The 26,606-nt window shown below is 34.2% G+C and carries 22 protein-coding genes and 3 tRNA genes; 16 read left to right on the top strand and 9 right to left on the bottom strand.

Annotated features, from left to right (window positions below; genetic code table 11):
* Window positions 1-142 precede the first annotated feature (142 nt).
* Entirely contained in the window at window positions 143-616 is a 474-nt protein-coding gene (locus FNE73_RS11520) for a hypothetical protein (RefSeq protein WP_143884752.1), read from the bottom strand.
* Window positions 617-729: 113 nt separating this feature from the next.
* Between FNE73_RS11520 and FNE73_RS11515 the strand changes: the two genes are divergently transcribed.
* Together FNE73_RS11515 and mtaB are read left to right on the top strand one after the other, a co-directional pair.
* Entirely contained in the window at window positions 730-2,859 is a 2,130-nt protein-coding gene (locus tag FNE73_RS11515; protein ID WP_143884751.1) for a S9 family peptidase, read from the top strand.
* A 164-nt stretch (window positions 2,860-3,023) separates the two neighbouring features.
* The gene (gene mtaB / locus FNE73_RS11510) at window positions 3,024-4,370 is read left to right on the top strand and encodes a tRNA (N(6)-L-threonylcarbamoyladenosine(37)-C(2))-methylthiotransferase MtaB (RefSeq protein ID WP_143884750.1); all 1,347 of its coding nucleotides are present in this window, start codon (window positions 3,024-3,026) and stop codon (window positions 4,368-4,370) included.
* A gap of 94 nt (window positions 4,371-4,464) precedes the next feature.
* Here mtaB and FNE73_RS11505 read toward each other — a convergent pair whose 3' ends face one another.
* Both FNE73_RS11505 and FNE73_RS11500 read right to left on the bottom strand, forming a co-directional pair.
* Entirely contained in the window at window positions 4,465-5,934 is a 1,470-nt protein-coding gene (locus FNE73_RS11505; protein ID WP_143884749.1) for a serine hydrolase, read from the bottom strand.
* 64 nt (window positions 5,935-5,998) lie between these two features.
* Window positions 5,999-6,556, bottom strand: a complete 558-nt coding sequence (locus tag FNE73_RS11500) for a hypothetical protein (protein ID WP_143884748.1) — start codon at window positions 6,554-6,556, stop codon at window positions 5,999-6,001.
* Window positions 6,557-6,731: 175 nt separating this feature from the next.
* Here FNE73_RS11500 and FNE73_RS11495 point away from each other — a divergent pair, with 175 nt between their 5' ends.
* Complete coding sequence (locus tag FNE73_RS11495; RefSeq protein ID WP_143884747.1) at window positions 6,732-8,234, top strand: FMN-binding glutamate synthase family protein; 1,503 nt, start codon at window positions 6,732-6,734, stop codon at window positions 8,232-8,234.
* A 70-nt stretch (window positions 8,235-8,304) separates the two neighbouring features.
* Here the strand turns inward: FNE73_RS11495 and FNE73_RS11490 are convergent, their stop codons facing one another.
* The gene (locus FNE73_RS11490) at window positions 8,305-9,051 is read right to left on the bottom strand and encodes a hypothetical protein (RefSeq protein ID WP_143884746.1); all 747 of its coding nucleotides are present in this window, start codon (window positions 9,049-9,051) and stop codon (window positions 8,305-8,307) included.
* Between the two features lie 55 nt (window positions 9,052-9,106).
* On the opposite strand from FNE73_RS11490, the gene FNE73_RS11485 reads away from it, so the two are divergent.
* Entirely contained in the window at window positions 9,107-9,544 is a 438-nt protein-coding gene (locus tag FNE73_RS11485; protein WP_143884745.1) for an RNA-binding S4 domain-containing protein, read from the top strand.
* Window positions 9,545-9,548: 4 nt separating this feature from the next.
* On the opposite strand, the gene FNE73_RS11480 is transcribed toward FNE73_RS11485, so the two are convergent.
* A complete protein-coding gene (locus tag FNE73_RS11480) occupies window positions 9,549-10,064 on the bottom strand; it encodes a shikimate kinase (RefSeq protein WP_143884744.1) in 516 nt (171 codons plus the stop codon).
* Between the two features lie 115 nt (window positions 10,065-10,179).
* Between FNE73_RS11480 and FNE73_RS11475 the strand changes: the two genes are divergently transcribed.
* The 3 genes from FNE73_RS11475 (at window position 10,180) to FNE73_RS11465 (ending at window position 10,520) form a co-directional block, all read left to right on the top strand.
* A tRNA-Lys gene (locus tag FNE73_RS11475) sits at window positions 10,180-10,252 on the top strand.
* Window positions 10,253-10,287: 35 nt separating this feature from the next.
* Window positions 10,288-10,370: transfer RNA gene (locus FNE73_RS11470), tRNA-Leu, on the top strand.
* A 77-nt stretch (window positions 10,371-10,447) separates the two neighbouring features.
* Window positions 10,448-10,520 (top strand) — tRNA-Lys (locus FNE73_RS11465).
* 85 nt (window positions 10,521-10,605) lie between these two features.
* Here the strand turns inward: FNE73_RS11465 and panC are convergent.
* Window positions 10,606-11,454 carry a pantoate--beta-alanine ligase gene (gene panC / locus FNE73_RS11460; RefSeq protein WP_143884743.1) on the bottom strand — a complete coding sequence of 283 codons (849 nt, stop codon included), beginning with the start codon at window positions 11,452-11,454 and terminating at the stop codon, window positions 10,606-10,608.
* 164 nt (window positions 11,455-11,618) lie between these two features.
* On the opposite strand from panC, the gene FNE73_RS11455 reads away from it, so the two are divergent.
* The 8 genes from FNE73_RS11455 (at window position 11,619) to FNE73_RS11420 (ending at window position 21,820) form a co-directional block, all read left to right on the top strand.
* The gene (locus FNE73_RS11455) at window positions 11,619-12,389 is read left to right on the top strand and encodes a glycogen/starch synthase (RefSeq protein ID WP_143884742.1); all 771 of its coding nucleotides are present in this window, start codon (window positions 11,619-11,621) and stop codon (window positions 12,387-12,389) included.
* A gap of 11 nt (window positions 12,390-12,400) precedes the next feature.
* The gene (locus tag FNE73_RS11450) at window positions 12,401-13,987 is read left to right on the top strand and encodes a DUF4270 family protein (protein ID WP_228430063.1); all 1,587 of its coding nucleotides are present in this window, start codon (window positions 12,401-12,403) and stop codon (window positions 13,985-13,987) included.
* Between the two features lie 23 nt (window positions 13,988-14,010).
* Window positions 14,011-15,864 (top strand): glutamine--fructose-6-phosphate transaminase (isomerizing), encoded by a 1,854-nt coding sequence (gene glmS, locus FNE73_RS11445; RefSeq protein ID WP_143884741.1) that lies wholly within the window; start codon window positions 14,011-14,013, stop codon window positions 15,862-15,864.
* Between the two features lie 108 nt (window positions 15,865-15,972).
* Window positions 15,973-17,391: a T9SS ring complex lipoprotein PorK/GldK gene (porK, locus tag FNE73_RS11440; RefSeq protein WP_143884740.1), complete on the top strand. Its 1,419-nt coding sequence runs from the start codon at window positions 15,973-15,975 to the stop codon at window positions 17,389-17,391.
* A gap of 57 nt (window positions 17,392-17,448) precedes the next feature.
* Complete coding sequence (gene porL, locus FNE73_RS11435; RefSeq protein WP_143884739.1) at window positions 17,449-18,141, top strand: type IX secretion system motor protein PorL/GldL; 693 nt, start codon at window positions 17,449-17,451, stop codon at window positions 18,139-18,141.
* Window positions 18,142-18,179: 38 nt separating this feature from the next.
* Window positions 18,180-19,772 carry a type IX secretion system motor protein PorM/GldM gene (gene porM / locus FNE73_RS11430; protein WP_143884738.1) on the top strand — a complete coding sequence of 531 codons (1,593 nt, stop codon included), beginning with the start codon at window positions 18,180-18,182 and terminating at the stop codon, window positions 19,770-19,772.
* Window positions 19,773-19,794: 22 nt separating this feature from the next.
* Window positions 19,795-20,733 (top strand): type IX secretion system ring subunit PorN/GldN, encoded by a 939-nt coding sequence (gene porN / locus FNE73_RS11425; RefSeq protein WP_143884737.1) that lies wholly within the window; start codon window positions 19,795-19,797, stop codon window positions 20,731-20,733.
* A 55-nt stretch (window positions 20,734-20,788) separates the two neighbouring features.
* On the top strand, window positions 20,789-21,820 hold the full coding sequence (locus tag FNE73_RS11420) for an NAD(P)/FAD-dependent oxidoreductase (RefSeq protein WP_143884970.1): 1,032 nt from the start codon (window positions 20,789-20,791) through the stop codon (window positions 21,818-21,820).
* Window positions 21,821-21,851: 31 nt separating this feature from the next.
* Here FNE73_RS11420 and FNE73_RS11415 read toward each other — a convergent pair whose 3' ends face one another.
* Window positions 21,852-22,235, bottom strand: coding sequence for a hypothetical protein (locus FNE73_RS11415; RefSeq protein ID WP_143884736.1), 384 nt, complete (start codon window positions 22,233-22,235; stop codon window positions 21,852-21,854).
* 390 nt (window positions 22,236-22,625) lie between these two features.
* Here FNE73_RS11415 and FNE73_RS11410 point away from each other — a divergent pair, with 390 nt between their 5' ends.
* A complete protein-coding gene (locus FNE73_RS11410; protein ID WP_143884735.1) occupies window positions 22,626-23,300 on the top strand; it encodes a hypothetical protein in 675 nt (224 codons plus the stop codon).
* Window positions 23,301-23,757: 457 nt separating this feature from the next.
* On the opposite strand, the gene FNE73_RS11405 is transcribed toward FNE73_RS11410, so the two are convergent.
* Window positions 23,758-24,765, bottom strand: coding sequence for a DUF3810 domain-containing protein (locus FNE73_RS11405; protein ID WP_228430083.1), 1,008 nt, complete (start codon window positions 24,763-24,765; stop codon window positions 23,758-23,760).
* A gap of 43 nt (window positions 24,766-24,808) precedes the next feature.
* Window positions 24,809-26,578 (bottom strand): MFS transporter, encoded by a 1,770-nt coding sequence (locus tag FNE73_RS11400; RefSeq protein ID WP_143884733.1) that lies wholly within the window; start codon window positions 26,576-26,578, stop codon window positions 24,809-24,811.
* Window positions 26,579-26,606 lie beyond the last annotated feature (28 nt).

Raw genomic sequence — 26,606 nt, 5'->3', positions numbered from 1 at the left:
AAACCGATTTTTTTATTGAAGTTGTTTAAAGTAAATTAAAATTCACTTTGTTGCAAACTCTTTTGGAGTTTTATCTGTGTAGAAATAATGTTTAAAAACATTCTGCGTTCCGTAGGAACGCTATCTATTTTAGACAAGTTCATTAAGATTTTTTAGTAGAAACACCTATTTCATATACGCTCGCATGTTTCAGATATTTTGATCGTTCCCGTGATGTCACCGACTCAAACTGATCATTTTTTAAAACTATAATCGGATCTTCTGCATTTTCCAGCTCAAAGTTGGCCAAATATCTTTCATCGGGCGGTGATTCTTCCAATTTTGCTTTTATTTTTTGCAGTTCGTCAGCATATTGTCTGAAAGCTTCATCTGATGAATGAATAAATTTATATTCGGGACCGGCTTTTACAGAATAATGAAGTTTCTTTTCCAATAAGTCAGCTTCATTGCTGACCTCCGGATTGTCATTTCCGTCTTTGAAGGCTACCTCAACCAATTCACCGTTTTCGGTCTGAGCATAGTTTTCGGCATCATCGAAATTTGAAAAACCGGTGTATAAAATCTGATCTTCCAGATCATAACGATTTAGTTTTCTTTCGTTGTCTTTAGTTTCCATAATTATTGACTTTAATACTTACAGTTATTCAATTTTTTTGCCAAAACCTGATGCTTGAGATTTATCATGGATTTAATAAAATGTTTATCTTTGGAATTCAGTACAATTTTACAATGAAAAAACTCATCCTCACACTTAGTCTTGCAGTTGTATTTCACAATTTTGCAGCTCAGGAAATTACATTAGATAAAATATATTCTGGATATTACCGCGGAAAAGGAATTGCCGGAATTACCTCCATGAAAAATGGCGAAAATTATCTCGTCATTGAAAAGGGAGGAATTGCTAAATATTCCTACAAAAATTCTCAAAAAGAAGGAAATCTTGTTGATGGTAATTTTGAAAGCTATGAATTTTCTGATGATGAATCTAAAATTCTTTTGTTGAAAGAAAGCCAGCCGATTTACAGGCATTCATTTTTAGGAATGTATGATGTAAAAGATTTGAAAACAGGAAAAACAATCACTCTGAATGAGGGAAAACCTGTTCAGGAACCCAGATTTTCTCCTGATGCTTCTAAAGTAGCGTTTGTAGCTGAAAATAATTTGTATTATCAGGATCTTTCTTCAGGCAAAATTACACAGATTACTCAGGATTGCAAGAAAAATGAAATTCTCAACGGATTAGCAGACTGGGTTTACGAAGAGGAATTTGGTCATGCAAGATTATATGAATGGACCAAAAATTCTGATGCTGTCGTTTTTGTAAAGTCTGACGAAAAAGAGGTTCCGGAAATTTACATTCCGATCTATGGAAAAATGCTTTATCCTGCAGAGATGAGGTATAAATATCCTAAAGCCGGAGAAAAAAATTCAGTAGTTTCTGCCCATATTTTTAGTCTTAGCAGCGGAAAACTGAGCAAAATAAACCTTAACAGTTTCAAAAATTATTATATCCCTAATGTAATACAGACTTCTGCTGCCGACGAGATAGTTCTTGTGACTTCTCAAAGAACGCAAAATGCATCAGATGTTTTGAAAGTAAATACCAAAACCGGAGAAGTAAAAAAACTTTTTACGGAAACAGATGATAAGTGGATTGATACAGATAATATTACCTTAGAATTTTTGGATGACAATTCGTTCTTGTGGGGATCTGAAAGAGATGGTTTCCGACATTTATACTGGTATGACAAAGATGGTAAACTTAAAAAACAGGTTACCAAAGGAAATTGGGAGGTGACAGATTATTATGGTTTTAATCCTAAATCTAAAGAAATCTACGTTCAGACTACAGAAAAAGGAAGTATTAATAAAGTAGTTTCAAAAATCAGTATTGAAAACGGGAAAGCTCAGCTGATTTCCAATGCTGAAGGAAATAATTCTGCCAATTTCAGTAAAAATTACAATTATTTCATTGAGACTTCTTCTACAGCTTCAAAGCCTTATACTTTTGTTTTGAAAGACGGAAACGGAAAAGTAGTAAAAGAGCTTCAGAATAATGATGAACAGCTTAAAAAACTACAGTCTGATAATTTTTCGGTAAAAGAGTTTATCACAATTCCCAACTCAGCGGGAGATCAGATGAATGCGTGGATTATTAAACCGAAAAATTTTGATCCTAAGAAAAAATATCCGCTTTTCATGTTTCAGTATTCGGGACCGGGATCGCAGCAGGTTGCCAATTCCTGGGACAACGGGAATGCGCTTTGGTTTGAAATGCTGGCGCAGAAAGGCTATATTGTTGCCTGTGTAGACGGAAGAGGAACCGGCTATAAAGGAGCAAGATTTAAAAAAGTAACCTATAAAAATCTTGGAAAATACGAAATAGAAGATCAGATTACCGCAGCAAAATGGTTCGGAAATCAAAGTTATATCGACAAAACGAGAATCGGAATTTTCGGATGGAGTTTTGGCGGATATATGGCAAGTCTTGCGATGACGAAAGGGGCAGATGTTTTCAAGATGGGAATTGCAGTAGCTCCTGTAACCAACTGGAGATATTATGATTCGGTATATACTGAAAGATTTTTGCTGACTCCTCAGGAAAATCCGGAAGGATATGATGACAATTCTCCGACAACGCATGCAAAATTGTTGAAAGGAAAATTTTTATTGATCCACGGAACTGCAGATGATAACGTACATTTTCAAAATTCAATGGAGTTTTCTGAAGCTTTGATTCAAAATAAAAAACAGTTTGATTTTATGGCATATCCTGATAAAAATCACGGCATTTATGGCGGACAGACCAGACCTCAGCTTTACCAGAAAATGACAGATTTTATTTTAGAAAATCTTTAAACAGGATCTTTAAAGAAAACATTAATATTAAGCTGCCTCATAGAATTGAAGCAGCTTAATTGTTTTTTACTATAAAGACAATTGTAAAGGTAGTAGATATTCACTCTGATTATATTCATATTAAATTGATTATCTTTGCACCCAGAAAATTCAGTGTCAAAAAAATGTCAACAATTCAGAAAACTGCCGCATTTCATACTCTTGGCTGCAAACTCAATTTTGCAGAAACTTCTACGATCGCCCGTCAATTGACGGATGCCGGGTATGAAAAGGTGAGTTTTGACGAAAAAGCTGATATTTATGTCATCAATACCTGTTCGGTGACCGAAAATGCAGACCGAGAATGCAAACTTCACGTAAAAAGGGCAATGAAAGCCAATGCCGAAGGTTTGGTGGTGATTGTTGGATGTTATGCACAACTGAAACCGGAAGAAATTTCACAGATTGAGGGAGTGGATTTGGTTTTAGGAGCAAAGGAGAAATTCAATATTCTGAGTTATCTTGATGATCTGCAAAAATCTCAGAACGAAGGCATCGTGCATTCATGTGAAATTGAAGAGACAGATTTTTTCATTGGAAGTTATTCTATTGGTGACAGAACGAGAGCTTTTCTGAAAGTTCAGGATGGATGCGATTATAAATGTACTTATTGCACAATTCCTTTAGCCAGAGGGATTTCCCGTTCTGATACTATCGGAAATGTTCTGAAAAATGCCAGAGAAATTGCTGAAAAGGGAATTAAAGAAATTGTGTTAACCGGGGTAAATATCGGAGATTACGGAAAAGGAGAATTCGGAAATAAAAAACATGAGCATACTTTTCTGGATCTCATTTCTGAGCTGGATCAGGTTGAAGGTATCGAGAGAATCCGTATTTCTTCTATTGAGCCTAATCTTCTGAAAGATGAAAGTATAGATCTGGTTTCTAAAAGTAAGAGTTTTGTTCCGCATTTTCATATTCCGCTGCAGTCTGGAAGTGATGATCTGCTGAAAAAAATGAAACGTCGTTACCTGACCAAATTATACAGCGACAGAGTTTCAAAAATTCGTGAAGTGATGCCTCATGCGGCGATAGGAGTAGATGTGATTGTAGGATTTCCAGGAGAGACGGAAGAAAAATTTATGGAAACATATCAGTTTCTGAACGAACTTCCGATTACCTACCTCCATGTTTTTACATATTCTGAAAGAGAAAATACAGAAGCAGCAGAAATGGAAGGTATTGTTCCAATTTCTGAACGGAAAAAACGTAATAAAATGCTCAGAATTTTATCTGAAAAGAAAAAGATGGCATTCTATCAAACCCAGCTAGGGAAGATTCTCCCGGTGCTTTGGGAACACGAAAATAAAGATGGTAAAATGTTTGGTTTCACAGAAAATTATGTGAGAGTGCAAAAAGATTTTGATGAGAAATTTGTTAACACAATCGAATTTTTAAAGCTTGATACAATAGAAGCCGACGGCACTGTTTCTGTTTTAAATTCTTTTGAAACTTTTCTGGAAAAGGTGTAATTGAAGCATTGAATAATCTCTGCTAAGTATTAATTAACTGTAATTGCAATCAGTATTTTATTGAAAATTATATTTCTAAAATTGTTGGGAGTTGTTAGTTTGTCTCAATATCATATATTTTCTGTCCGTTTTTACCTAGATAATAATTCAGGAGATTTCCAAAAACACTTCCGCCGGTGTCAGAATTAGTAAAGATTACAATTCCATTTTTATATTTAGGAAAAATAAAAAAGATTGTCTGGACACCGTTGTCTGAACCACTGTGTGATAATGCCAATTCTCCGTTTCCAAGATCATATATTTCAAAACCTAGTCCGAAGTGCTTTCCTTTAGTAGTTGCAACCTGATTAAATGTCATTTCTTTAAAGACTTCTTTTGTGAGCCCATCACCATTGATAATGCTTGTCAGAAAGTTTCCGTAATCTTCTATTGTGGTCAATAAATCATCAGCAGCATTTGGTATTTTATTTTTAACGGTTTCATACGCTTTCCCGTTTTTGTCATAGCCTGTTGCCAATCGTGACATATCTATGTTTTTGTCCCAGATATATCTTGTATCGGTCATTTTTAAAGGCTGAAAAATCAACTCGTCTGCTAGCTGCTGTAAAGATTTTTTAAATTTTTTTTCCAGTGCTTTCCGTAAAAATTCCATTCCTTCCCCGGAATAATGATACTGCGTTCCTGGCTCAAATTGAAAGCTGAGTTTCTTATCTTGATTCATCCATCGCCAATTGGGAAAACCTGTTTGATGGCTTAGAATTAATCTTGTAGTGATCTTTTTGCTTCGGGGATCATCGGATATATCCGGATCATTCCAGAATTTGTAAAGAGGTTCGTCTAAATTCCATTTTCCGGCACTTACTAATTTTAACGCAACTATTGCAGTTACAGGTTTGGTTAACGATGCTACATTAAAAATAGTATTGTAAGGTGCAGCAATTCCTTCTGTAATTTCTCCAAAAACTTTTACTTGGTTTAGTTTTCCATTTTTGATGACGCCAATACCCAATGTCGGAATTTTCTTTTCGTTTAACCACTTTTCGATTTCAGAATCATTGTCAAAAATTGGGTTGGCTGATTTATTATCTTCAAAAGGATGATGGTCAAAACTAAATGAAGTTACTAATTTCCAATCTCCGTTTTCTAATTGCCAGACATTGGTAAATTTAGCAATTCCGCTTTGCGTTTCACGTTTTTCAGAAAATAGATGTTCTCCATTATGCACCGCACCATAAAGAACTGCATTTTTGTAAAGCGGGAAAATTTCGGTACTTTCTTTTACCAAAAACCTCTTCACCTGTCTTGTTTCCGGATTTTTGCAAAGACCATTCTTTAAATCATAGAGAAATTTTGCCTTGTCGGAAATCCCGTCTTTATCATGGTAGAATTTTAAATTTTCACTCAACAGAATTTCAAATTGTTTGATGTTACAATGATTAAAGCCCACATCAAAAAGTAAGCTGTCATTTGAAAGAATGGTTTTGTACAAATCATCATTTTTGTCAACCTGCGAAAAAGCTGTAAATGACAGGAAAAATATTACGAAAGCTATTTGTTTTTTCATTTTGTGAACCGCCAACTACGGATTATTGATAAGATTTTTATGAATGTTGTCTAAAAGGTTTAATTTATACCTCAATTTTTCCATCTTTCGGAATTACAAATAGTAAAACTAATGCCCATATTTGTAAAACTGTCTGTACAATATTGATTACTCCGACAATAGGTTCGTTTTTAAGATTGATAATGATATAAGGAAGTCCAATCAATCCCAGAATCAAAAGTATCAAAAGCACATACTTTATCCATTCAGTTCCTTTACTTACCAAATAACCGATTCCAAAAATAAAGGCTAGAGAAATAACTGCAATGAAGATTTTTATTCCACTATTTAAAATGTCATAAGTCCAGATTAAATTTCCAATTCCCAGCGTTGCAGAAATGTAAATTAAATCAGCAGATTTTTTATAATTTGGATGAATAATAATCTCTGTGTTCTTTTGTTCTTGTTTATTATTTATTGAAATGATCCGCTCTTTTTCTTTTGTAGTAAATTCTCTGCCACGAGCTTTTAAAATCTCATAAGCAAGCAAATTTGCTTCAGGAACAAATTTACTGTCAGGTGCAATATATTTCTCTAGCTCTTGATTTGATTTGCCTTCTAAAATCTTTCTGCTTACGCTCATATTTTGTTATAATGTTAAAGCTCAAATATACAAAAGCTTTCAGTTGATGTAGAATTATTGTGTTTGCAAAAGAGATATTTTTTTCTTAATTCAAATCAAAGTCTGTGGAATTTTTAGGAAAATAAGACTGCTTAATTGTTTTTCAATCTTTATCTTTGATGTAAATAATGATAGAATGAGAGATAAATTTTTACTGTGGGGAAGTATTCTTGTTATATTTACGTGGATTGTTGCGCTGCTGATCAGGGCGCATTACTGGATTCCGATTCTTCTTACCGCAATTTATGTATTAGGTATTTACAACGCCAATCAAAGCAAACATGCTATTTTAAGAAATTTTCCGGTATTAGGCTACTTTAGATATTTTTTTGAAAGTATTTCGCCGGAAATGCAGCAATATTTTATTGAAAGAGAAACAGACGGGAAACCTTTTCCACGAAATCAGAGAGCCGCTGCTTACAGACGTTCTAAAAATCTGAGTGATACCGTTCCGTTTGGAACTCAGCTTGAAATTAATCACAGAAAATATGAAGGAATAAAACACTCTATTTATGCAAAGAGTCCCAAAGAAGACTTGCCAAGAGTATGGATTGGTGGTGAAGATTGCACCCAGCGTTATCATGCCTCTTTGTTTAATATATCGGCAATGAGTTTCGGAGCATTAAGCGACAGAGCACATATTTCTTTAAACCGAGGAGCCAAGAAAGGGAAATTCTACCATAATACAGGAGAGGGCGGTATCTCACCTTACCATTTGGAAGGTGGCGATCTTTGCTGGCAAATAGGTACGGGATATTTTGGATGCAGAGATGAGGAAGGAAAATTCAATCCTGAGTTATTTGCTAAATACGCCTCACTTCCGAGCGTTAAAATGATAGAAATAAAATTATCTCAAGGTGCAAAACCCGGTCATGGAGGTGTTTTACCCGCAGTGAAAAATACACCGGAAATTGCAAAGATCCGCCATGTCATGCCGGGAATGACCATTATTTCACCTCCTTCTCATTCCGCTTTTTCTGATGCAGCAGGTTTGCTTCATTTTGTAAAGCAGCTTAGAGAACTTTCAGATGGAAAGCCGGTCGGCTTTAAACTGTGTATAGGTGATACCAAAGAGTTTGAAGATATCTGTGTTCAGATGAATGCTTTAAAAATTTATCCGGATTTTATAACAGTAGATGGAGCTGAGGGTGGAACCGGAGCTGCTCCGCCAGAATTTTCTGATGGAGTAGGAATGCCTTTGGAACCAGCCTTAATTTTTGTAAACCGGACGTTGAAAAATTACAATCTAAGAGATAAACTGAAAATTATTGCAAGCGGAAAAGTGCTTACCAGTCTGGATATTTTGAGGGCTGTGGCAATGGGAGCTGATGTTTGCAACAATGCAAGAGGTTTTATGTTTGCTTTGGGCTGCATTCAGGCACTGAGATGTAACAATAATAACTGTCCTACAGGTGTAGCAACACAGGATAAAATGCTGATAAAAGGACTGGATGTTACGGATAAAGCAGAAAGAGTATACCATTTTCACAAAAATACGCTTCATACGTGTAACGAACTTATTGCAGCAGCAGGAAGAGAAAGCTATGACGAGGTAGATGCCTCAATGTTTATGAGAGGGGATGAGTTTGAACATCTTTCAGATCATTACTTTCCGGATATTTTAGGGAATGTAAAATAGATTATTTAAACATAAAAATAAAAGCGCATCAAAAGTAATGATGCGCTTTGTTTTTTTATTACAAAATTATTTATTGCTGATCCGCAGGTCTTACTTTTGTATCGTAAATCTGAAAATTAAATATAAAAGTGGCATTCTGAAGACCATAAAAATTATTGTCTCTTGCAAAAGCTGCTTTAGAAGGTACAATAATAACACCCTGAAGATTGTAATTGGCTTCATTTCCCATTCCCTGAAAACCATTAAAATACGAAAGACCTTCCTGTAATCCTTCTATTTCGTAGTAACTTCTTTGTTTTGCTGCATCTGTCGAAGCACCGTCTAAAACAGATTTTTTCACATAGTAAAATCTAGGATCGGTTACAGGTGAGGCATTACCGTCAATAGTATTTACAAGTGCACCGTAATAGCTTAAAGAAACATTTCCATCTGTATCAGTAGCTACGTAATAGTTGGCTCTCATCATGGTTTTAATAAGACTTGCCGTATTTGAACTGGAATCAGTATTGATTGCAGCTCCCGGGTCAGGCTGTGCTCCTTGTCTTTTAATGTAGATTACGCCGGAAGGAAGTTTTACAGGATTCAGTTCAGAAAGTTTTTTTTCATTATCATCTGCAGCATCTGTTGCACTGAATGCTTTTATATTTCCCTGACTGTCGAGATAATTATTCTCCATAAACTTCATAATTGCTTGCTCATCATAGGCATTTCTCACATTGATGTCTTCAGGCTCTACAAATCTCTCCACTTCATCATCCTTTTTACAAGCAGTGAAGCAAAGAGATCCTGCAAGGATATATAAAAATATTTTTTTCATTTCAAAAAACTTTAATTACTTTACAAATAATATAACGGCAAAAGTATAAAAAATTATGAGAATAGATAAATTTTTGTGGAGCATTCGTTTTTATAAGACCAGATCAATTGCTGCAGAAGAAATTAAAAAGAACAGAGTTTCGATCGGAACCTCTGCAGTAAAATCTTCAAAAGAAGTGAAGGAAGGGGATGTTATTAAAATTCGTAAAAACCAAATTGATTATAAAATAAAAGTAATTCAGATTCCCAAAAGCAGGATTGGAGCCAAGCTGGTTTCCCTGCACATAAAAGACGTGACTGATAAAGAACAGCTTGAACTGCTTAAAATGCGTAAGCTAAGTCAGGATTACTACCGTAACCGCGGAGAAGGAAGACCTACCAAAAAAGACAGACGTGATATGGATGATTACGTTGAAGGTGATTTGTCTTCAGATTTTACCGATTGGGACGATTTCTTTGGTGAAACCGATAATAATGATAAAGACGAAGATTAAAGCTCTAGAGATAGAGCTTTTCTATAATTTCCCGGATAATATTTTCAGGAGTTTTTTGATCGGTTTTAATGCTGAATTGTGCTTTAGAATAAAAAGCATTTCTTTCGAACAGGTGTTTGGCAATAAATTCTGGTAAGTCTTCGTCAGGTATTTTAGCAATAAGCGGTCTTTTTTCTTTTTGTTTTGAAAGTCTTTCAGATAGAATAGGCACAGATGTCATAAGAAAGATGCTTTTAGAATTATGGTTGATGATCTCCATATTATTGTAATAAGCAGGAGTTCCTCCACCAAGACTCAAAACAGTGTTTTCCCTTGTTGCAAGGATTTCTTCCAAAACTTCTCTTTCCAGCTTCCTAAAGTAGATTTCGCCTTTTTTTTCGAAAATTTCCGGAATGGTAAGCTTTTGACGTTTGGAAATCTCTTTATCAAGATCAATTAATTTGTAATTTATTTCGTCGCTTAATATTTTGGAAATGTGAGATTTGCCGCTCCCCATGTATCCGAGTAGTGAAATTATCATGAATTTATTTTAAACAAATTTGCGAAAAAGTTTTGAGATAATGAAAAAAGTCCTATCTTTGCACCACTAAAAACAAGGGACATTATTTATAGTGAAAACTTGATAATAAGTGGCCGACTCGGTAGCTCAGCTGGTAGAGCAATACACTTTTAATGTATGGGTCCTGGGTTCGAATCCCAGCCGGGTCACTAAGGGAAAATTCGCATAGATAATGTGTTTTTTAGCCTGCGTGGTGAAATTGGTAGACACGCCATCTTGAGGGGGTGGTTTCCTAAGGATGTGCTGGTTCGAGTCCAGTCGCAGGCACTGCAAAAAAAATATTGAAAAAATTGCTGGTAATTCTGAAATAAATTTTTATATTTATCGCAATTAATTTGATGACCGACTCGGTAGCTCAGCTGGTAGAGCAATACACTTTTAATGTATGGGTCCTGGGTTCGAATCCCAGCCGGGTCACAAGTTTACTGAAAAGTAAATTTTTTTCATATTAATATTTTGTGATTTGGTGTTCAAAGGCTTCCCATAGGAAGCCTTTGATTTTTTACTCCAAATGCATATTATCAATAAGTCTTACTCCGTCTACATTTACTACAATAAACGCACGGTAAGAACTTCCGTTTTCTTTTTGGTCAGCTTCTTTCAGTGTTTGTTCGTCTGCGATAAGGAAATATTCTAACTCCATGTTGTGCTTATTCTCAAAAATTGTGCCTACTTTTTCTTTTATATCCGAAATGGCTAAAGTTTTAAACCAGTCTTTCGCTTTTAAGAGACTTTCATAGATGATCTTGGAGTCGTTTCGTCTTTCTTCTGTCAGTCGCTGGTTTCTGGAGCTTAAAGCAAGTCCGTTTTCTGCTCTGTAGATAGGTACTCCTATAATTCTTATCGGCAATTGTTTTTTTTCTGTCATTTTCTTAATAATAGCCAACTGCTGAAAATCTTTTTCACCAAAATAAGCGTTATTTGGTTTTACCTGATTAAACAGCTCTTCTACTACTGTGCCTACACCGTCAAAATGTCCCGGTCGTGATTTGCCTTCCATTTCATCTTCAAGACCGTCATAGTTATATTTTCTGCTTTCGGTTTTTTTAGGATAGATATCCTCTACCTGTGGAAGATAAACAGCATCTACCAATCCGGATTTTTCGAGAATATCCAGATCTTTTTGGGTGTCACGAGGGTATTTTTCCAGATCTTCAGAATTGTTGAATTGTGTGGGATTTACAAATATAGAGGAGATTACCAGATCGTTTTCCTGTCTGGCGGCTTTGTATAGTGAAAGATGCCCTTCGTGCAAAGCTCCCATTGTGGGTGCGAAGCCAATTCTCTTGCCCATTTCTTTCTGTCTTTCTATAAAATCCTGCAGTACCTTCTTATTTTTTAGAATTTCCATGTTTATCATTATATATTTCAAAAATACTAAATATTGGGAGATTCATTTTTACTTTATTATAATATTGTTCACAACTATCGTAAAAAAATGTTAATTACCATAATGTTGAATGTTTTTTCGTAATTTTGCGAATTAAAGCGTTATTTAAATTATATAAAGATTATATGCCCAATCAGAAAATACTGTACATTACCACAGAGATGTACCCTTATCAGGAAGATACAAATTTAGCAGCGGTGGTAAACAAAATGGCACTTAAAATGCACCAAGAAGGCAATGATGTAAGAGTTTTTATGCCAAGATTTGGACAGATAAGTGAAAGGAAATTTCAGCTTCATGAGGTGATCCGCCTCTCCGGAATGAATATTATTATCAATGATCTTGATCAGCCTCTTATTATAAAAGTAGCTTCTCTGCCTGGAGAACGGCTTCAGGTTTATTTTATTGATAATGAAGAATATTTTAAAAGAAAGCAATATTATTTTGATGACGAAGGAAGAGCTTTTGAGGATAATGATGAGCGCGCTATCTTCTTTGCAAGAGGAGTAATTGAAACGATTAAAAAACTCAACTGGGTTCCTGATGTGATCCATCTGAACGGATGGATGTCTTCTTTTGTTCCAATTTATCTTAAGACTTATTACCAATCTGATTCTTACTTTAAAGATGCCAAAATAGTTCTTTCTTTATACAATGAGAAAGATGCTCCTTTGGCTTCTAACGTTGGTGAAAAGCTTCAGTTTGATAATATTTCAGGTTTAAAAGCGTTAGATAATCCAAGCTTTGAAAGTTTTGTCATTGAAAGCATGAACTATGTTGATGAAGTAGTAAAAGGGGATGAGTTTTTAAATGGAGAACTTGATAAAGCATTTAATGAAACTTCTGCGTCTAAGTCAGAATATCTGGACGTAGATTCTATCAGTAAACTATATTAATATACATTTTGATGATTTATAATTTAAAAAAAACTTTCACCATTCTTTCGATGATGGTTTTAGGAAGTGTTATACTTTATAATTGTGAGCCCGATCCGGATTCTTTGGGCGAACAGCTTTTTTTGGATGGTGCAGCCAACGGAACTGAGTCTTCGTTTGATGTTATAGCATACAATATTAGTAATAGTGATACCATAAGAGCGGATGCCAATACATTTGTCAATCTTTTTGGGAGTAATGCGGCAACCTCTTCTACAGCGGTTTTGGGAGCTTTTACAGAAAATCAGTTTGGGATGCAGAAGGCAACCTACTTTACCCAGTTAAGACTCCCATCTTATGATCCGGATTTTGGAACCAACCCAACAGTAGATTCTGTTGTGATGGTGATTAAACCTACCTATGCTATAGATTCTATTAAAACAACAACTAATGAAGACTACGTCTATCCCGACGGAAATGTTGCAGCAAAAAAGGTGGTGAATAATTTTCCTATTACTAAATTCGGAAAAGCAAAATTAAACGGTGGTAAACTTACGCTTAAGGTTCACGAAGTAACAGAGTTTATGAATGGAGTGAATGATGCTGTTTATTCCAACAAAAAATTTGCAGTTGATGAAGCCAATATTTTGGGATCAAAAGAAATTTTCGGAGATGTAAATTCTGTAGTAATTACCAAAGATGCTGATAATACTGAAATTCTAAGAACGCCGGTTGGTATAAGAATACCTCTTAGTGCAGATTTTTTCAAGCAGAAGATTATTGATAAAAAAGGTCAGATGGAGCTGAAAGATGCAGCTAATTTTATCAGACATTTTAGAGGTTTAAGAGTTTCGGTAGCAGAAAGCGACGGGTATTTGTTTCAGTTTACACCAAATGATATAGAACTCATTATGTACTATAAGAACGAAAAAGTCGAAAATGGTATAACAACCAGACCTCAGTCTAAATATAATTTTGCTTTAGGCAGTGCTAATGTTCATACAGGTTATTATGAATATAGTAGAGCGGGAGCTGCAATTCAGACTTATGCACTCGGAAATTCAGTGAACGGAGATCTGAAACTGTATGCTCAAGGCATGGGAGGAAATTCTATCGGAGTGAAATTTCCTGCTTCTACAATTAATCAGCTTAAGGAATTATATAAAACCAACAAAGCGGCAATTATTACTGCAAAAATAAGGCTTTATACAGATGCTTCTGTCTGGTCTAATAAATACCCTAAACCTACTGTATTTACAATTCTTCAAAGAGATAAAGATTCCGCTGGAAAGGAAACGACTGCATTTACTACAGATTACTCTGTTTTAGGAAGTGCATCCACTTTCCTTCCTATAAGAGTTTACGATTTGGATAAAAACCCTGCTTATTATGATTTTACAGTTACACAGTCTGTAAAAGATATTGTAGAATCCGGAAAAGATTATAGTGATAAATATTTTAAAATAGATTTGGCTCAGTTTTTAAGTACCAGTGCAGGAAGTCTTGCAGGATATAAATATACTTCAAGACCATTTTCTATGGCAAGAGCTGTATTTGTAGGTTCTGATCCTTCAAATACAAATAAAATTCAGTTAAGAGTTACTTACGGTACAAAATAATAAAAAATACGCTTGATAAAATTATGTGTGGAATAGTTGGTTATACAGGTTTTCAGGATGCTTATGATATTGTTATCAATGGTCTTAGAAGATTAGAATACAGAGGATATGACAGTGCAGGAATTGTTTTAGAAAATAAAGACAGTAAGTTTAGTGTCGAGAAAACTAAAGGTAAAGTTGATGATTTGGTTACGATTTCAAATCAACTTAAAGGAACTGCTAAAGTAGGAATGGGGCATACAAGATGGGCGACACATGGTGTGCCGAGTGACCGTAATTCACATCCTCATATTTCAAATAACGGAAAATTAGCGATTGTACATAATGGTATTATTGAAAATTATGATACTATTAAAACAATGCTTATTGATAAAGGTTTTAATTTTAAATCTGAAACAGATACCGAAGTGTTGGTCAACCTGATTCAGTATTTTATGGATGTCAATTCCGAAACCGATTTTCCAACGGCAGTACGGTATGCATTAAATGAAGTGTACGGTGCGTATGCTATTACAGTAATGCATGATGATTATCCTGGGTTATTGGTTGTAGCAAGATTAGGTTCTCCATTAGCAATAGGGATCGGTGAAAACGAATTCTTTATTGCTTCTGATGCATCTCCTTTTGTTGAATTTACAAAAGAAGCCATTTATCTTGAAGAAGGACACATGGCAACAATTTCTCTTGAAGGAGGAGTTGATATCCGCACGATTGTTGAGAATTCAAAAATTACTCCGGAAATTCAGGAACTTAAACTTAATTTGGAGCAGATAGAAAAAGGTGGTTACGAACATTTTATGCTGAAAGAAATTTTCGAACAGGCTAAATCAATCCATGACACCATGAGAGGAAGGCTTCTTGTGAATGAAGGAATCATTAAAATGGCAGGAATCTGGGATCATTTGGAGAAATTCAAAAATGCAAACAGAATTATTATCATTGCATGTGGTACTTCTTGGCATGCAGGTCTTATTGGTGAGTATCTGATTGAAGAATTTGCAAGAATTCCTGTTGAAGTAGAATATGCTTCAGAATTTAGGTACAGAAATCCAATTATCACAGATAAAGATGTGGTAATAGCTATTTCTCAGTCCGGAGAAACGGCAGATACAATGGCTGCTCTTAAATTAGCTAAAGAAAAAGGAGCTTTCATCTACGGTATCTGTAATGTTGTTGATTCTTCTATTGCAAGAATTACAGATGCAGGTTCTTATACTCACGCAGGTCCGGAAATCGGAGTTGCTTCTACTAAAGCGTTTACTGCTCAGCTTACTATTTTGTCTTTAATAGCACTGAAGCTAGGAAAACACAACGGAAACTTAGGCAATGCAGAATTTATGAGTCTTATCTCTGAACTTGATGCTATTCCTAAAAAAATTGAAGAAGTTCTGGATGCAACACACGAGCTTACACAAAATATCGCTAAAGATTTTATTAATGCATCCAATTTCCTTTATTTGGGAAGAGGATATAATTATCCTGCAGCATTAGAAGGAGCTTTGAAGCTTAAAGAAATTTCTTACATTCATGCAGAAGGGTATCCGGCTGCGGAAATGAAACATGGTCCTATTGCTTTAATAGATGAGAATATGCCAATTGTAATTATTGCTCCTAAAAAAGGACATTATGATAAGATTGTAAGCAATGTTCAGGAAATTAAAGCCAGAAAAGGAAAAGTAATCGCTGTAGTAAATAAAGGAGATCAGCAGGTAAGTGCAATGGCAGACTATGTAATTGAAATTCCGGAAACCTCAGAGTGTTTCTCACCAATCGTTGCATCAGTTCCGTTACAGTTATTGGCTTATTATATAGCAGTGTACAGAGGAGCAAATGTTGACCAGCCAAGAAATCTTGCAAAATCGGTTACAGTAGAATAAAAAGTACTTGCAAATAAAATAAGTTCAGATTTTTTTCGTTATTCTAAAAAAAATCTTAAAAGTTTCTTAAAAAAATTATATATTTACGGCTTAATTATAAAAATTAACATGAAAAGGATATTTCTTTTATTATTGTCTGCGTCGGTAGCATCGGTATCTTGTTCAGGTGGTGGAACTTCTTCGGTAGGAAAACCAGGAACAAAAGGAGAATTGATACCTAGAGAAAAAACAAAATCATTTGTTGCGGAAAGACCTTATGGTATGGTGGCAATTCCTGGCGGTTCTTTTATTGCGGGTATGGCTGATGAATCATTTACCAACAATGGTGAAACTGCACCCTTGAAAACTGTAACTGTTGCTCCTTTCTTTATGGATGAGGCAGAAACTACAAATGCGGAATACAGGGTTTTTATTAATTATGTAAGAGATTCTATTGCCAGAACCATGCTTGCAGAAGCTGCAGGAGAAGGTGGTGACGGTAGTGGAAGAGGCAGAGGTACCAGCATTGGTGACTATGCATATCTTGCTAAAAAAGAAGATGATTTAACACCTTATCAGGAGTATCTTGAAGGAGCAGGAGGAAGAGATGGATTTGATGATAGCAAAAGATTAGACTGGAAAATCCCATTGCATTGGAATACTTCAAAATATCCTGATGTAGAATATGCAGAAGTACTTGAGTCTATGTATTTGCCGGCTTCATCAAGAGTAGGTAATGAAAGAATCATTGATGTTAGCAAATTAAAATATACATATAAGTGGGGTGATATGGATGCTGCAATCGCTGATAACGAAAGAGGAATCAATTTCCTTAGAAGTGAAAGTATTGCAATTTATCCTGATACAACTGTTTGGGTAAACGATTTCCATTTTACTTATAACGAGCCTTTATTTGAGCAGTATTTCTGGCACAAGGCTTACAAAGATTATCCTGTAGTAGGAGTTACCTGGGATCAGGCAAGAGCTTACTGTAATTTCAGATCTAAATTAAAGTCTGATTATAATGAAAGCCTTAAAAGAAGAAAGCAAAGACCATTGCAGTTCCGTCTTCCTAATGAAATGGAATGGGAATATGCTGCAAGAGGTGGAAAGCAGAATGCTACTTATCCATGGGGAGGACCTTATTTAATGGATGATAGAGGTTGTTATTTAGCAAACTTTAAACCAAAAAGAGGTAGCTACATGGAAGATGAGAAAAAAGGAACGTATACTTACACGGCTCCTGTAAAAAAATTCAGAAAAAATGCTTTCGGATTATTTGATATGGCAGGGAATGTTTCTGAATGGACTGTTTCCGGATACAATAATTCTGCTTACGGATTTTCTTCAACTCTTAACCCTTCTATTAAAGACAAATCAGACAATAAAAAGTCTGTAAGAGGTGGTTCTTGGAAAGATGTAGGATATATGTTGATGACTGGTGCAAGAGACTGGGAGCACAAAGATTCTGCAAGAAGTTATATCGGATTCAGAACAGTGCAGGATATTCCTGAAGCATCTGTTAAAGCAAAAAGAGTTAACAGATAATATTTTGCTTAAATTATTTATATCAATTTATTTTAAAACTAAAAAAAACTAACTTATATGTTTAAGACTAAAGATGCTTGGATGAACTTCTTTTATTCATTCGGTGCTGCAATTGTAATTCTTGGAGCTTGGCTTAAAATTACTCACATTACCTTGGGACCTATCAATGGAAACATTGCTCTTACAGTAGGATTGATCACTGAGGCAATTATTTTCATCATCTTTGCTTTTGACCCTCCAAAAAACGAAGAGTCTTATGCTTGGGAAAACGTTTATCCTGAATTGTTGGATAAGCATGCAAATCCAAATCCTTTACACTCAAATATCAGTGCAAAAAGTGCTAATGCTCAGTTTGCAGAATTAGAAAACTCTCTTTCAAACAAGTTGGATAAAATGCTTCAGGATGCAAAACTTGATGTGCAGTTGTTCGACAGATTAAGAACAGGTATTGATAAGTTTTCAAACTCTGTAGATCAGATCAACCAGACTGTTGATGTATCTGCTTCTACTCATAAATATAATGATCAGTTAAATAAAGCTGCTCAGCATATGGAAAGTATGAATGCTCTTTATGCAATGCAGTTGGAAAACGGTCAGAGACAAGCAGAATTTGCTAAACAATACGTAGCAGATATGCAGAAATCTGCAGAACAGTCTGAGAAGTTTAATCAAGAATTACAAGGTTTAACAGCTAACTTAAACAATTTAAACAGAGTTTACGGTGGTATGTTAACTGCTATGAAGTCATAATCCTGAACCATTAATTAAACAAAACTAAAGAAAAGAGAATGGCAAAAGGAAAACAGACTCCACGTCAGAAGATGATCAACCTAATGTATTTGGTGTTCATCGCAATGATGGCCCTAAATATTGACGTTGAAATCATTAGGTCATATTATGATTCTACAAAAGCATTAAATGAAACAAGATCTCTTACAGAGCAAAAGAATAAGGATATCTTTGAAAAAACCTTAGAAGCAAAAGCTCAGCAGGTTCCAGATACTTATGCACAGCCTTGGGAGGATTATAAGATTTTAAAAGTAAAGATTGATGATTTGGTAGGTTATGCTGAAGATGTTAAAAGAAAATTAAAAAAGCAATCTGAATTTGTAGATAAAAATCCTGTAACAGGAAAAGAAATTGATGTTCAGGAAAACTTTGCAGCATTGAATAACAATGAGGCAACAACTGAGTATTTTTTTAAGGAAGGTGATGAGAATACTCCTTCTTCAAATGCTTTAGAATTGAAGAAAAAACTGGATGAAGTAAGAAATTACATTAATACTAAATTCGGTGGAAATCAGCAGTTGAAAAAGTTGGTTGACAGAGCCAATACATCTTTAATCGCAGAATATCCGAACGGAAAATCTCCAAATGGAAAAACTTGGTTTCAAAATAAATTCTACAATCAGCCATTAATAGCTGCAATCTCTAATTTGGAGATTATTCAGAATGATGCAAGAAACGTACAGTCTGATGCTTTAGCCATGATGCTTCAGGAAAAAGTTGATGCAAGCATTAAATTTTCTAGCTACGAAGCTATTGTTTCTGCACCTACGGATGTAATAGTTGGTAAAAAAGCAGAAGCTGTTGTAATGTTGGGTAATTACTCCAACAGCAACAAAATCAGTATGAGTGGCGTAAGCAGACAGGAAAATGGTAAAGGGTATTTACCTTTGAACACTGGTGGTCTTGGTGAAAAGAAAATTGGTGGAGTAATTACTTTGTTAGATGCTTCTGGAAAAGCTCAGCAGTTTCCTTTTACGCACACTTATAATGTAATTGCTGGTCCACAGGAAGTAAAACTGCAACAAGGTTTATTACTATCTGCAGATAAAATGAATGTGATGTATAGAAACCTTGATAACCCAGTATCTGGTTCTATTTTGGGTGCTGATAATTCTAAATTGTCATTGTCAGCTCCTGGAGCTGTAGTGAAAAGCAAAGGTAATGGTAAATGGGATGTGAAACCAGGAGCAGGTAATGTTTTAAAATTAACTTTGTCGGGAACTGACCCAAGTGGTAAAAGCATTTCTCAGGTTTTTGAATATAGAATAAAGAATGTTCCCCCGCCTCAAGGTCAAATTAGAGGAAAGAATTCTTTGACAATGCCTGCAACATCTGTTGAAAATCAACAATTGCAAGCCGTAATACCTGATTTTGATTTCCCAGTTTCATTTAATGTAACATCATTTATGGTAAGGGTTCCAGGCAGAGCATCAATTTTAGTTCAAGGTAATTCGCTTCAAAATGCAGCAGGATTATTCAAGAATCTTAGACCAGGTGATGGAGTTTACATTTTTGAAATTAAAGCTCAAGCAACGGGATTAGGTAATATGATTGTTCCAAATATCTCACCTGTATTAATCAATATTCAATAGTTTAAGAGAAATATAAAGTGTTATGAAAAAGTATATTAGCAGTTTTTTAATATTAGCTTCTGGGTTTGCATTTTCTCAGACTATTCTAAATGCTTCCTCTCCAGAAGAGTTCAGACAGATGAGGGATGAGAATATGAGGAAAGTTGGCGACACAATGATAAGCAATAAAGTAACTCCATTAGAATATGGTTTTGTTGACGAAAAAGATATTCTTAAAAGTATAATGGTTTGGGAGATTATTGACATGAATGACAAAATCAATCAACCTTTCTATTATGATAATCCAAATGGATTGCTATCAAAGAATACCAGATCTTTATACAAAACTTTGTTGGATGCAGCTTTAAATGGACAAATTGAAGAAGTTTATGATGATGAAAATTTTGTTCAAAGGCTTACTCCGCAACAAATTAAAGATAGGTTAACAAGTGTTAGGGTTGACGATGAAGCGGTAAATATTCTTAATAGTGGCAGACAACTTACAGAACAAGAGAAAAAAGAATTAACGGATATTTTTGAGACTACTACCGATAAAGTTAAAGTTTTAAAAATAATGGGCATGTGGTTCATTGATAAAAGAGATGGTCAAATGAAGTACAGACCGTTGGGTATTGCTGCTATGGGACCAGATCCGCAAATGATTGGTAGAACTACTCCGGACGGTATGCCTTTAGAGGGAGCAAATGATTTAATTGATCTTTTTTGGGTATACTATCCAAAAGCGAGAGAGATTTTAGCTAATAATTATGTGTTCAACAGAGCTAATTCATCTGCAGATTTATCTTTTGATGACATCATTAATGCGAGAAGATTCTCTTCAATTATTTATAAATCTTCAACGGGTCTTGGTGATGGTAAAATCAAAGATTATATTCCAAGAAACTCTGAAGAGCAGTTGGCTGAAAGTGAAAGAATCAAAGAACAGATTCTTCAAATGGAAAATGATATGTGGAATTACTAAAATTTCGCTTGATATTTATAAAAAACCTGAGTACTTTTACTCAGGTTTTTTTATTATGCAAAATGTAGATTATATTATTGTTGGTGACGGTTATGCGGCACTCTTTTTTGCGCATCAGCTTATTTTGAATGACAAATCATTTATTATTTATTCGGAAGATAAAAAAAGTGCATCTCAAATTTCGGCAGGGATCATCAATCCTGTTGTGCTTAAAAAATTTACTACCTTTTGGAAAGCTCAGGAACAGATTGATTTCCTACGGAAAACACTAAGTGAAATCGCTGAATATACCGGAGAAAACTATTTGATTGATGCACCTATTCATCGTATTTTCCATGATGAAAACGAACAAAAATTATGGCTGAAAAAGTCTGACCATACCGATCTTAATAACTTTCTTGATAAAAAATTCATTCCTTTAAATACCGTTAAAAATGATTTTAGCACGGGGAAAGTAAATCAATCTGCAAGACTTAATGTAGAAGGCTTTTTTCATGGAATGATAAACTTCTTATCTCACAATAATAACTTTATTACTGAATGTTTTGATTATAACATTTTAGATATCTTAGAAAACACTTATAAAGAATTTAAATTTAAGCATATTGTATTTTGTGAAGGAATGGGAGTAAGATTAAACCCTTATTTTTCTGATATTCCAGTAAATCCTAATAAAGGTCATCATATTAGGGTGAAACTTTCACACTCGCTTAAACACAATATAACCATTAAGAAAAAGCATTTTCTGTTTCAATTAAATAGTGAACTTTATTTTTACGGAGGAACTTATGATCGCGATCAGCTCCACGAAAGTATAGATGACTCTGCCGTTGAGCAGCTGAAAAATGGATTATCCGAATTTTATCATAACGAATTTGATGTTAAAGAGGTACATTTTGGTTTTAGACCTACTGTAAAAGACCGCCGTCCTATTATAGGAAAGCATCCTGAACTTGATGATCTGTATGTTTTTAACGGATTGGGAGCGAGAGGTATTTTAAACGGCTGCTATTTTTCAAAAGCGTTATTCGATTTTATAGAAAAAGACATTCCTTTACATGAAGAAATTTCTTTAAATAGATTTTAAAAAAAACGGTGCTATGGAAGCACCGTTTTTTTTATTGTGAAGCTATTTTTTCATTGTTGGGAGATTTCTCTCCGTGAAACAAAACCATATCTGCGTCTTTTTTCAGAAATGTAACGTCTTTTTTATTTTCTGTAAATTGATATTTATTGTCAGATGTAGAATAACCGGGGTTTTCCTGATTTTTATACAGCTCGTACGATGTTCCGTTCAGTCTTATAACTATGGTGTTCTTGGTTTGATTTCTAATAATCTCCATTTGCTCACCATGACGATCAGTAATGGTTTCTCTTATAATTTCATCATCATTAGTATTAACTTCTGTTTGTACAGTTGTTTTAGCATCTGCATCTTTTGCGGAATGTGTGCAGGCAATCAGAGAATATAAAATTCCTAAAGTAAATAGTTTTGTTTTCATTGCAGTTGTGAATTTTAATAGGTTTCATATTAATATTTAGTGTGATGCAAATTTACATAATTATTTTTGTATAACTGTTAAATTTTATTAAAATAATATGTAAATGGTAATTTTATGAGTTTTGATAATGAAATTAATAATTATAATATTGTGTTTTATATTTAAAGAAAGAACTCATAACCCAATGTGATGTTATTTTAGTAATCAAAATACTTACCAACTAATAATTTAAATTCTTTAAAAAATAATCAATATTCAATTTAAACACGACAAGTTTTGTCGCATTACGCATTTACATTTGCTTCAATAATATATAGCTATTGAATCATTAATTCTGGTTGCAATAGTACAATACGGTAATAAATGACCATTAACAATAAATATTGACCAATGAAAGTGCCTTTTTATTTGAATTTTAAAGATTTTGAAAATAGTTATTACGATAACCTTGAAAAATGGTTTGAGAATAATATCAATAGCTCTGAAACTGACTTTCTTCTTTATATGAAGAACATGTATAAAGAATATGTTTGTTATAGTTTTCTGGATGATAAGCTTGTTACGGATGCTGCACTGGAAATACGTAGTTTGTCGTTTCCAAAGTATGAAAATTTTGGATTGTCCTTTAGCCATTATGATATGAAATTTAAACCTGTTTCTGAAATAGAGATAATATCAATGATGGAGTATGCGCAGATTATTTTAGACCGAATTAATCTTTATTTCTGCAAAAATAAAATTGTGAAAGAAAATGAAAACATCCTTAATTACATTAATCATCATACAATCCTGGAAATGCCGGAAAAAACCGGATTTTGTATAGATTATACCAACCATCAAAAAAAGCTACCTTTTCTAAAAGCTTTTTTGCCAAAATCAGGAAACACTGTAGATATATCTTTGTACACAACATTTTATCATTCAGTAACAAAAATTGCAGATTTTATTGACTACAAGCTTAAAGAGGTTGAGGCATTCGATCAGAGTATGTACTATGAGCTAAAGTCTAAGGCTCTGGTTAAAATTCACTTGAGAAATCAGAACTATCTTACAATTTGCAATTGATTTTGGAATTTAAGATTTTACTTGAATAATTATTTTAAAACAGTTTCACATTGATATATTTTTAAGTAGGAGATTTTTATTATTCCTTAATAATCAATTTTTATCGCTCATTGCAGAGATTCAAATGCTGTAATATAAAAAAAGTTAAAATTTAAATCTACAGGAATTATTAAGTTTGAATTTATTTTAATATGTTTAGTCAAGATAATTCTATAGACTACTTTCAATATTAGATATGATGAATTTTATAAATCATTGTATAGAGAAAAGAGGGAAAAATATGAAATTTTAACTCATAAAATTTTCTTAAAATGTTCATATTTTTACACAAAGAGTTTTGAAATTAGAAAAATAATTGTAATTTTACATCGCCTTGAATGAGGGAACAAGTCAAGGTAATAAATTTTTTTTCATCATTTGTGTTTTTAGAATCGTATCGCCTGATACGATTCTTTTTTTATTTGAAGCTCTTATAACGAACTAAAAGATCAACAAAATAAGAATAGGTAACCGAGCCTTCCTGCTGATTGCTTTTTAAAAAGAGATTGTTGGTAAAACCAAAAAAATCATTCATCAGACCCTGGTGCTGCATGACGAATTGCTTTTCATACATTCTGTCTCTCTTCATTCCTTCAGAATAATTATCCAAGACAAATTTTACAAATTCTTCGTCTTCCTGAATGATTGAGTTCAAAAGGCTTTTTAAAGTGAAATACTCTGTGCTGTACCGTAAATCTGTATTCTGAGAAGATACACCAATTAAATATCCCACAAAATTAGCTTCCTGTTCACGCGCAAAACCCATTTGATGTGAACTTTCGTGTGAAATGGTGAAGGGCAGGTAAGAAGATGGTAAATTGTTGTTATATTGTGCTTCAGCCGTGAATGGATTATAATAACCCAAAATTCCCGTAAAACTCATGAATTCTGAGAACAAACTGCTCTTAAGAGAATTGACATTGTAACTTTTTTTGTCTGTAATAAGCACTGGAAGCTTATTTTGATTACTTAAAATTTCATTTTGAACCGCAGCAATATCATTTAAAATAAAAACTCCGTTTTGGTCTTCCCGAACAAGCTCCCGGGTTGCTTTTGCCTTTTTAAGATATTCCAGTGCAAGTCTTTTTCTTTTATCAATGGTAATTTCTGTTTCAGGAAGTCTCGTGATTAAAGGTGTCTGAAAATACAACATTCCCCAGAAAATCTGATATATGAAATAAAATGAGTTAATGAAAATCAGCATTTTCAGCAATGCGCTACTTCGGGTTCTTTTTTTTAAAATTTTAATGAATAAAAAAAGGATAAATATTCCGGCTGAAACATACATTGCATCTCCTATAGAAAACGGCTGCCAGGCAAATAATAGAAGATGAATCTTTTTTTGAAACTCAAAAAAGTTTTCGAAAAAAGAAATTGCTGTCTGTATTTTAGATAAAACATAAAATAAAAGAATTTGGACAACCAATATAGCTGCCCAAAATCTTTTTTTATGATATGTTTTTGTATTCTTAGTGTGCACCTTCAGATTCTAAAACGTCAACATCAATTCCCTGTCTGCTAAGGGTTTGCTTTGCAAGATAAGCAAATAGAGTAATATAAGCAAAACAGATTACAGGAATGATATATGAGCTGTGAATTCCTATAATATCGGAAAGTTTTCCCTGAAGCGGAGGAATGATTCCACCACCTAAAATCATCATAACTAAAAATGCAGATCCTTGAGCAGTATATTTTCCTAAACCGGTAATGGCTAGCGTGAAAATTGACGGCCACATAATACTACAGGCTAATCCTCCGGATAAGAAAGCATAAATGGCAAAATTTCCTGTTGTCATTAAACCTACAATCATGGCAATTACTCCAAAAAGACCGAAAATAATCAGTGTAAGCGCAGGTTTGTTTTTGCTGACAAGGAATAAAATTACCTGAATGACAATACAGATCGCATAGAAATAAAGATTAGACATATCCTTTTGTGCAATTACATTGATTCCGATAATTACTAAAAATGCAATAAAAGGTACAATGATTGTCGCAAGCATTTGCTGCTGCTTGTTTAGGTTGAAAACGGTAATAGCACCCGTCCATCTTCCGATCATTAAACTCCCCCAATACATCGAAATATACGGAGCGAGATCTGAGGACTGATGTCCGCCAAATTCCGGTAGACTTAATAATTCCCCCAGATTACTTCCAATAGCAACTTCTACACCTACGTAAGCAAGAATGGCAAGCATACCCAAAACTAGTTGAGGATATTTCATTGCTCCCCATCCTTCAGGGTTTTTCTTCGAGCTTGTATTGGCGTATACCAGACAAAGAACTACTGATAGTAAAGCAGCTCCCAAATAATACATTCTTGTTTTTTCTAAAGGATGTTTTATTTCCTGCAGCTCTGCCTTTTTAGCATCAATATCTTTCTGAATATTTTCTATTACAACGGCATTAGTCTCAGTTTTTTTGCTGTTGTCTAAAACGGTTATTTCATCATTAAAAGTTACAATTTTTTTAGCGGCATCAGAATTATAGCTTGCAAAAACAGGGATGAAGCAAATAATAACAAGAATAGTCATCACAATGAGGTTTACTCTTGCTTTTCCTGCTTTTTCCATTGGTTCGGTAGAAATTCCTGCAGGCAGTTTTTTAGAAAAATGAAAAATTCCAGCAGCAATTAGAAATAAGGCTCCGACAGCAGTATACAGCAAAATAACTTTATCTAATGCTAAATGTTTAATCTGATCATCATCTACGGTAGCTGTGGTTCCGAAAAGAGCCAAACCAACAATAATTGGTCCTATAGAGGTTCCGAAAGAGTTCACACCTCCGGCAAGGTTTTGACGACTGGTTCCTGTTTTTGGATCTCCCAACAAAACGGCAAAAGGGTTTGCGGCAGTCTGCTGGATAGAGAAGCCAAGTGCTACTACAAACAAACCGATCAGCATTCCGTAATATACATTGCTTTTAACAGCAATAATCATAATTGCTGCTCCTATGGCGGAAAGTAAGAGACCATAAACGATACTTTTCTTGTATCCCCATTTTCCGATTATGTCTATTCCTTTTATTGTACTAAAAATAAAAAGTAATAACGCACCAAGAAAATATGCTGTGTAAAAAGCAAAGTCAATGAGCTGCGACTGAAATTGGTCGAGAGAAAAATAATTTTTACAAAACGGAATAAAAATACTGTTTCCTGCAGCAATAAAACCCCAGAAGAAAAACACCAAAATTAATGTGTAAAGAGCTGGGTAATTAGTTGGTTGAGTTGTTTTAGACATATACTATTATAAATTTCATAACAAATAT

Source organism: Chryseobacterium binzhouense, assembly GCF_007474545.1.
GTDB classification, from domain to species: Bacteria; Bacteroidota; Bacteroidia; order Flavobacteriales; family Weeksellaceae; genus Chryseobacterium; species Chryseobacterium binzhouense.
Note: the sequence above shows the minus strand (reverse complement) of the source record. Positions and strands in the feature narration are given on the sequence as shown.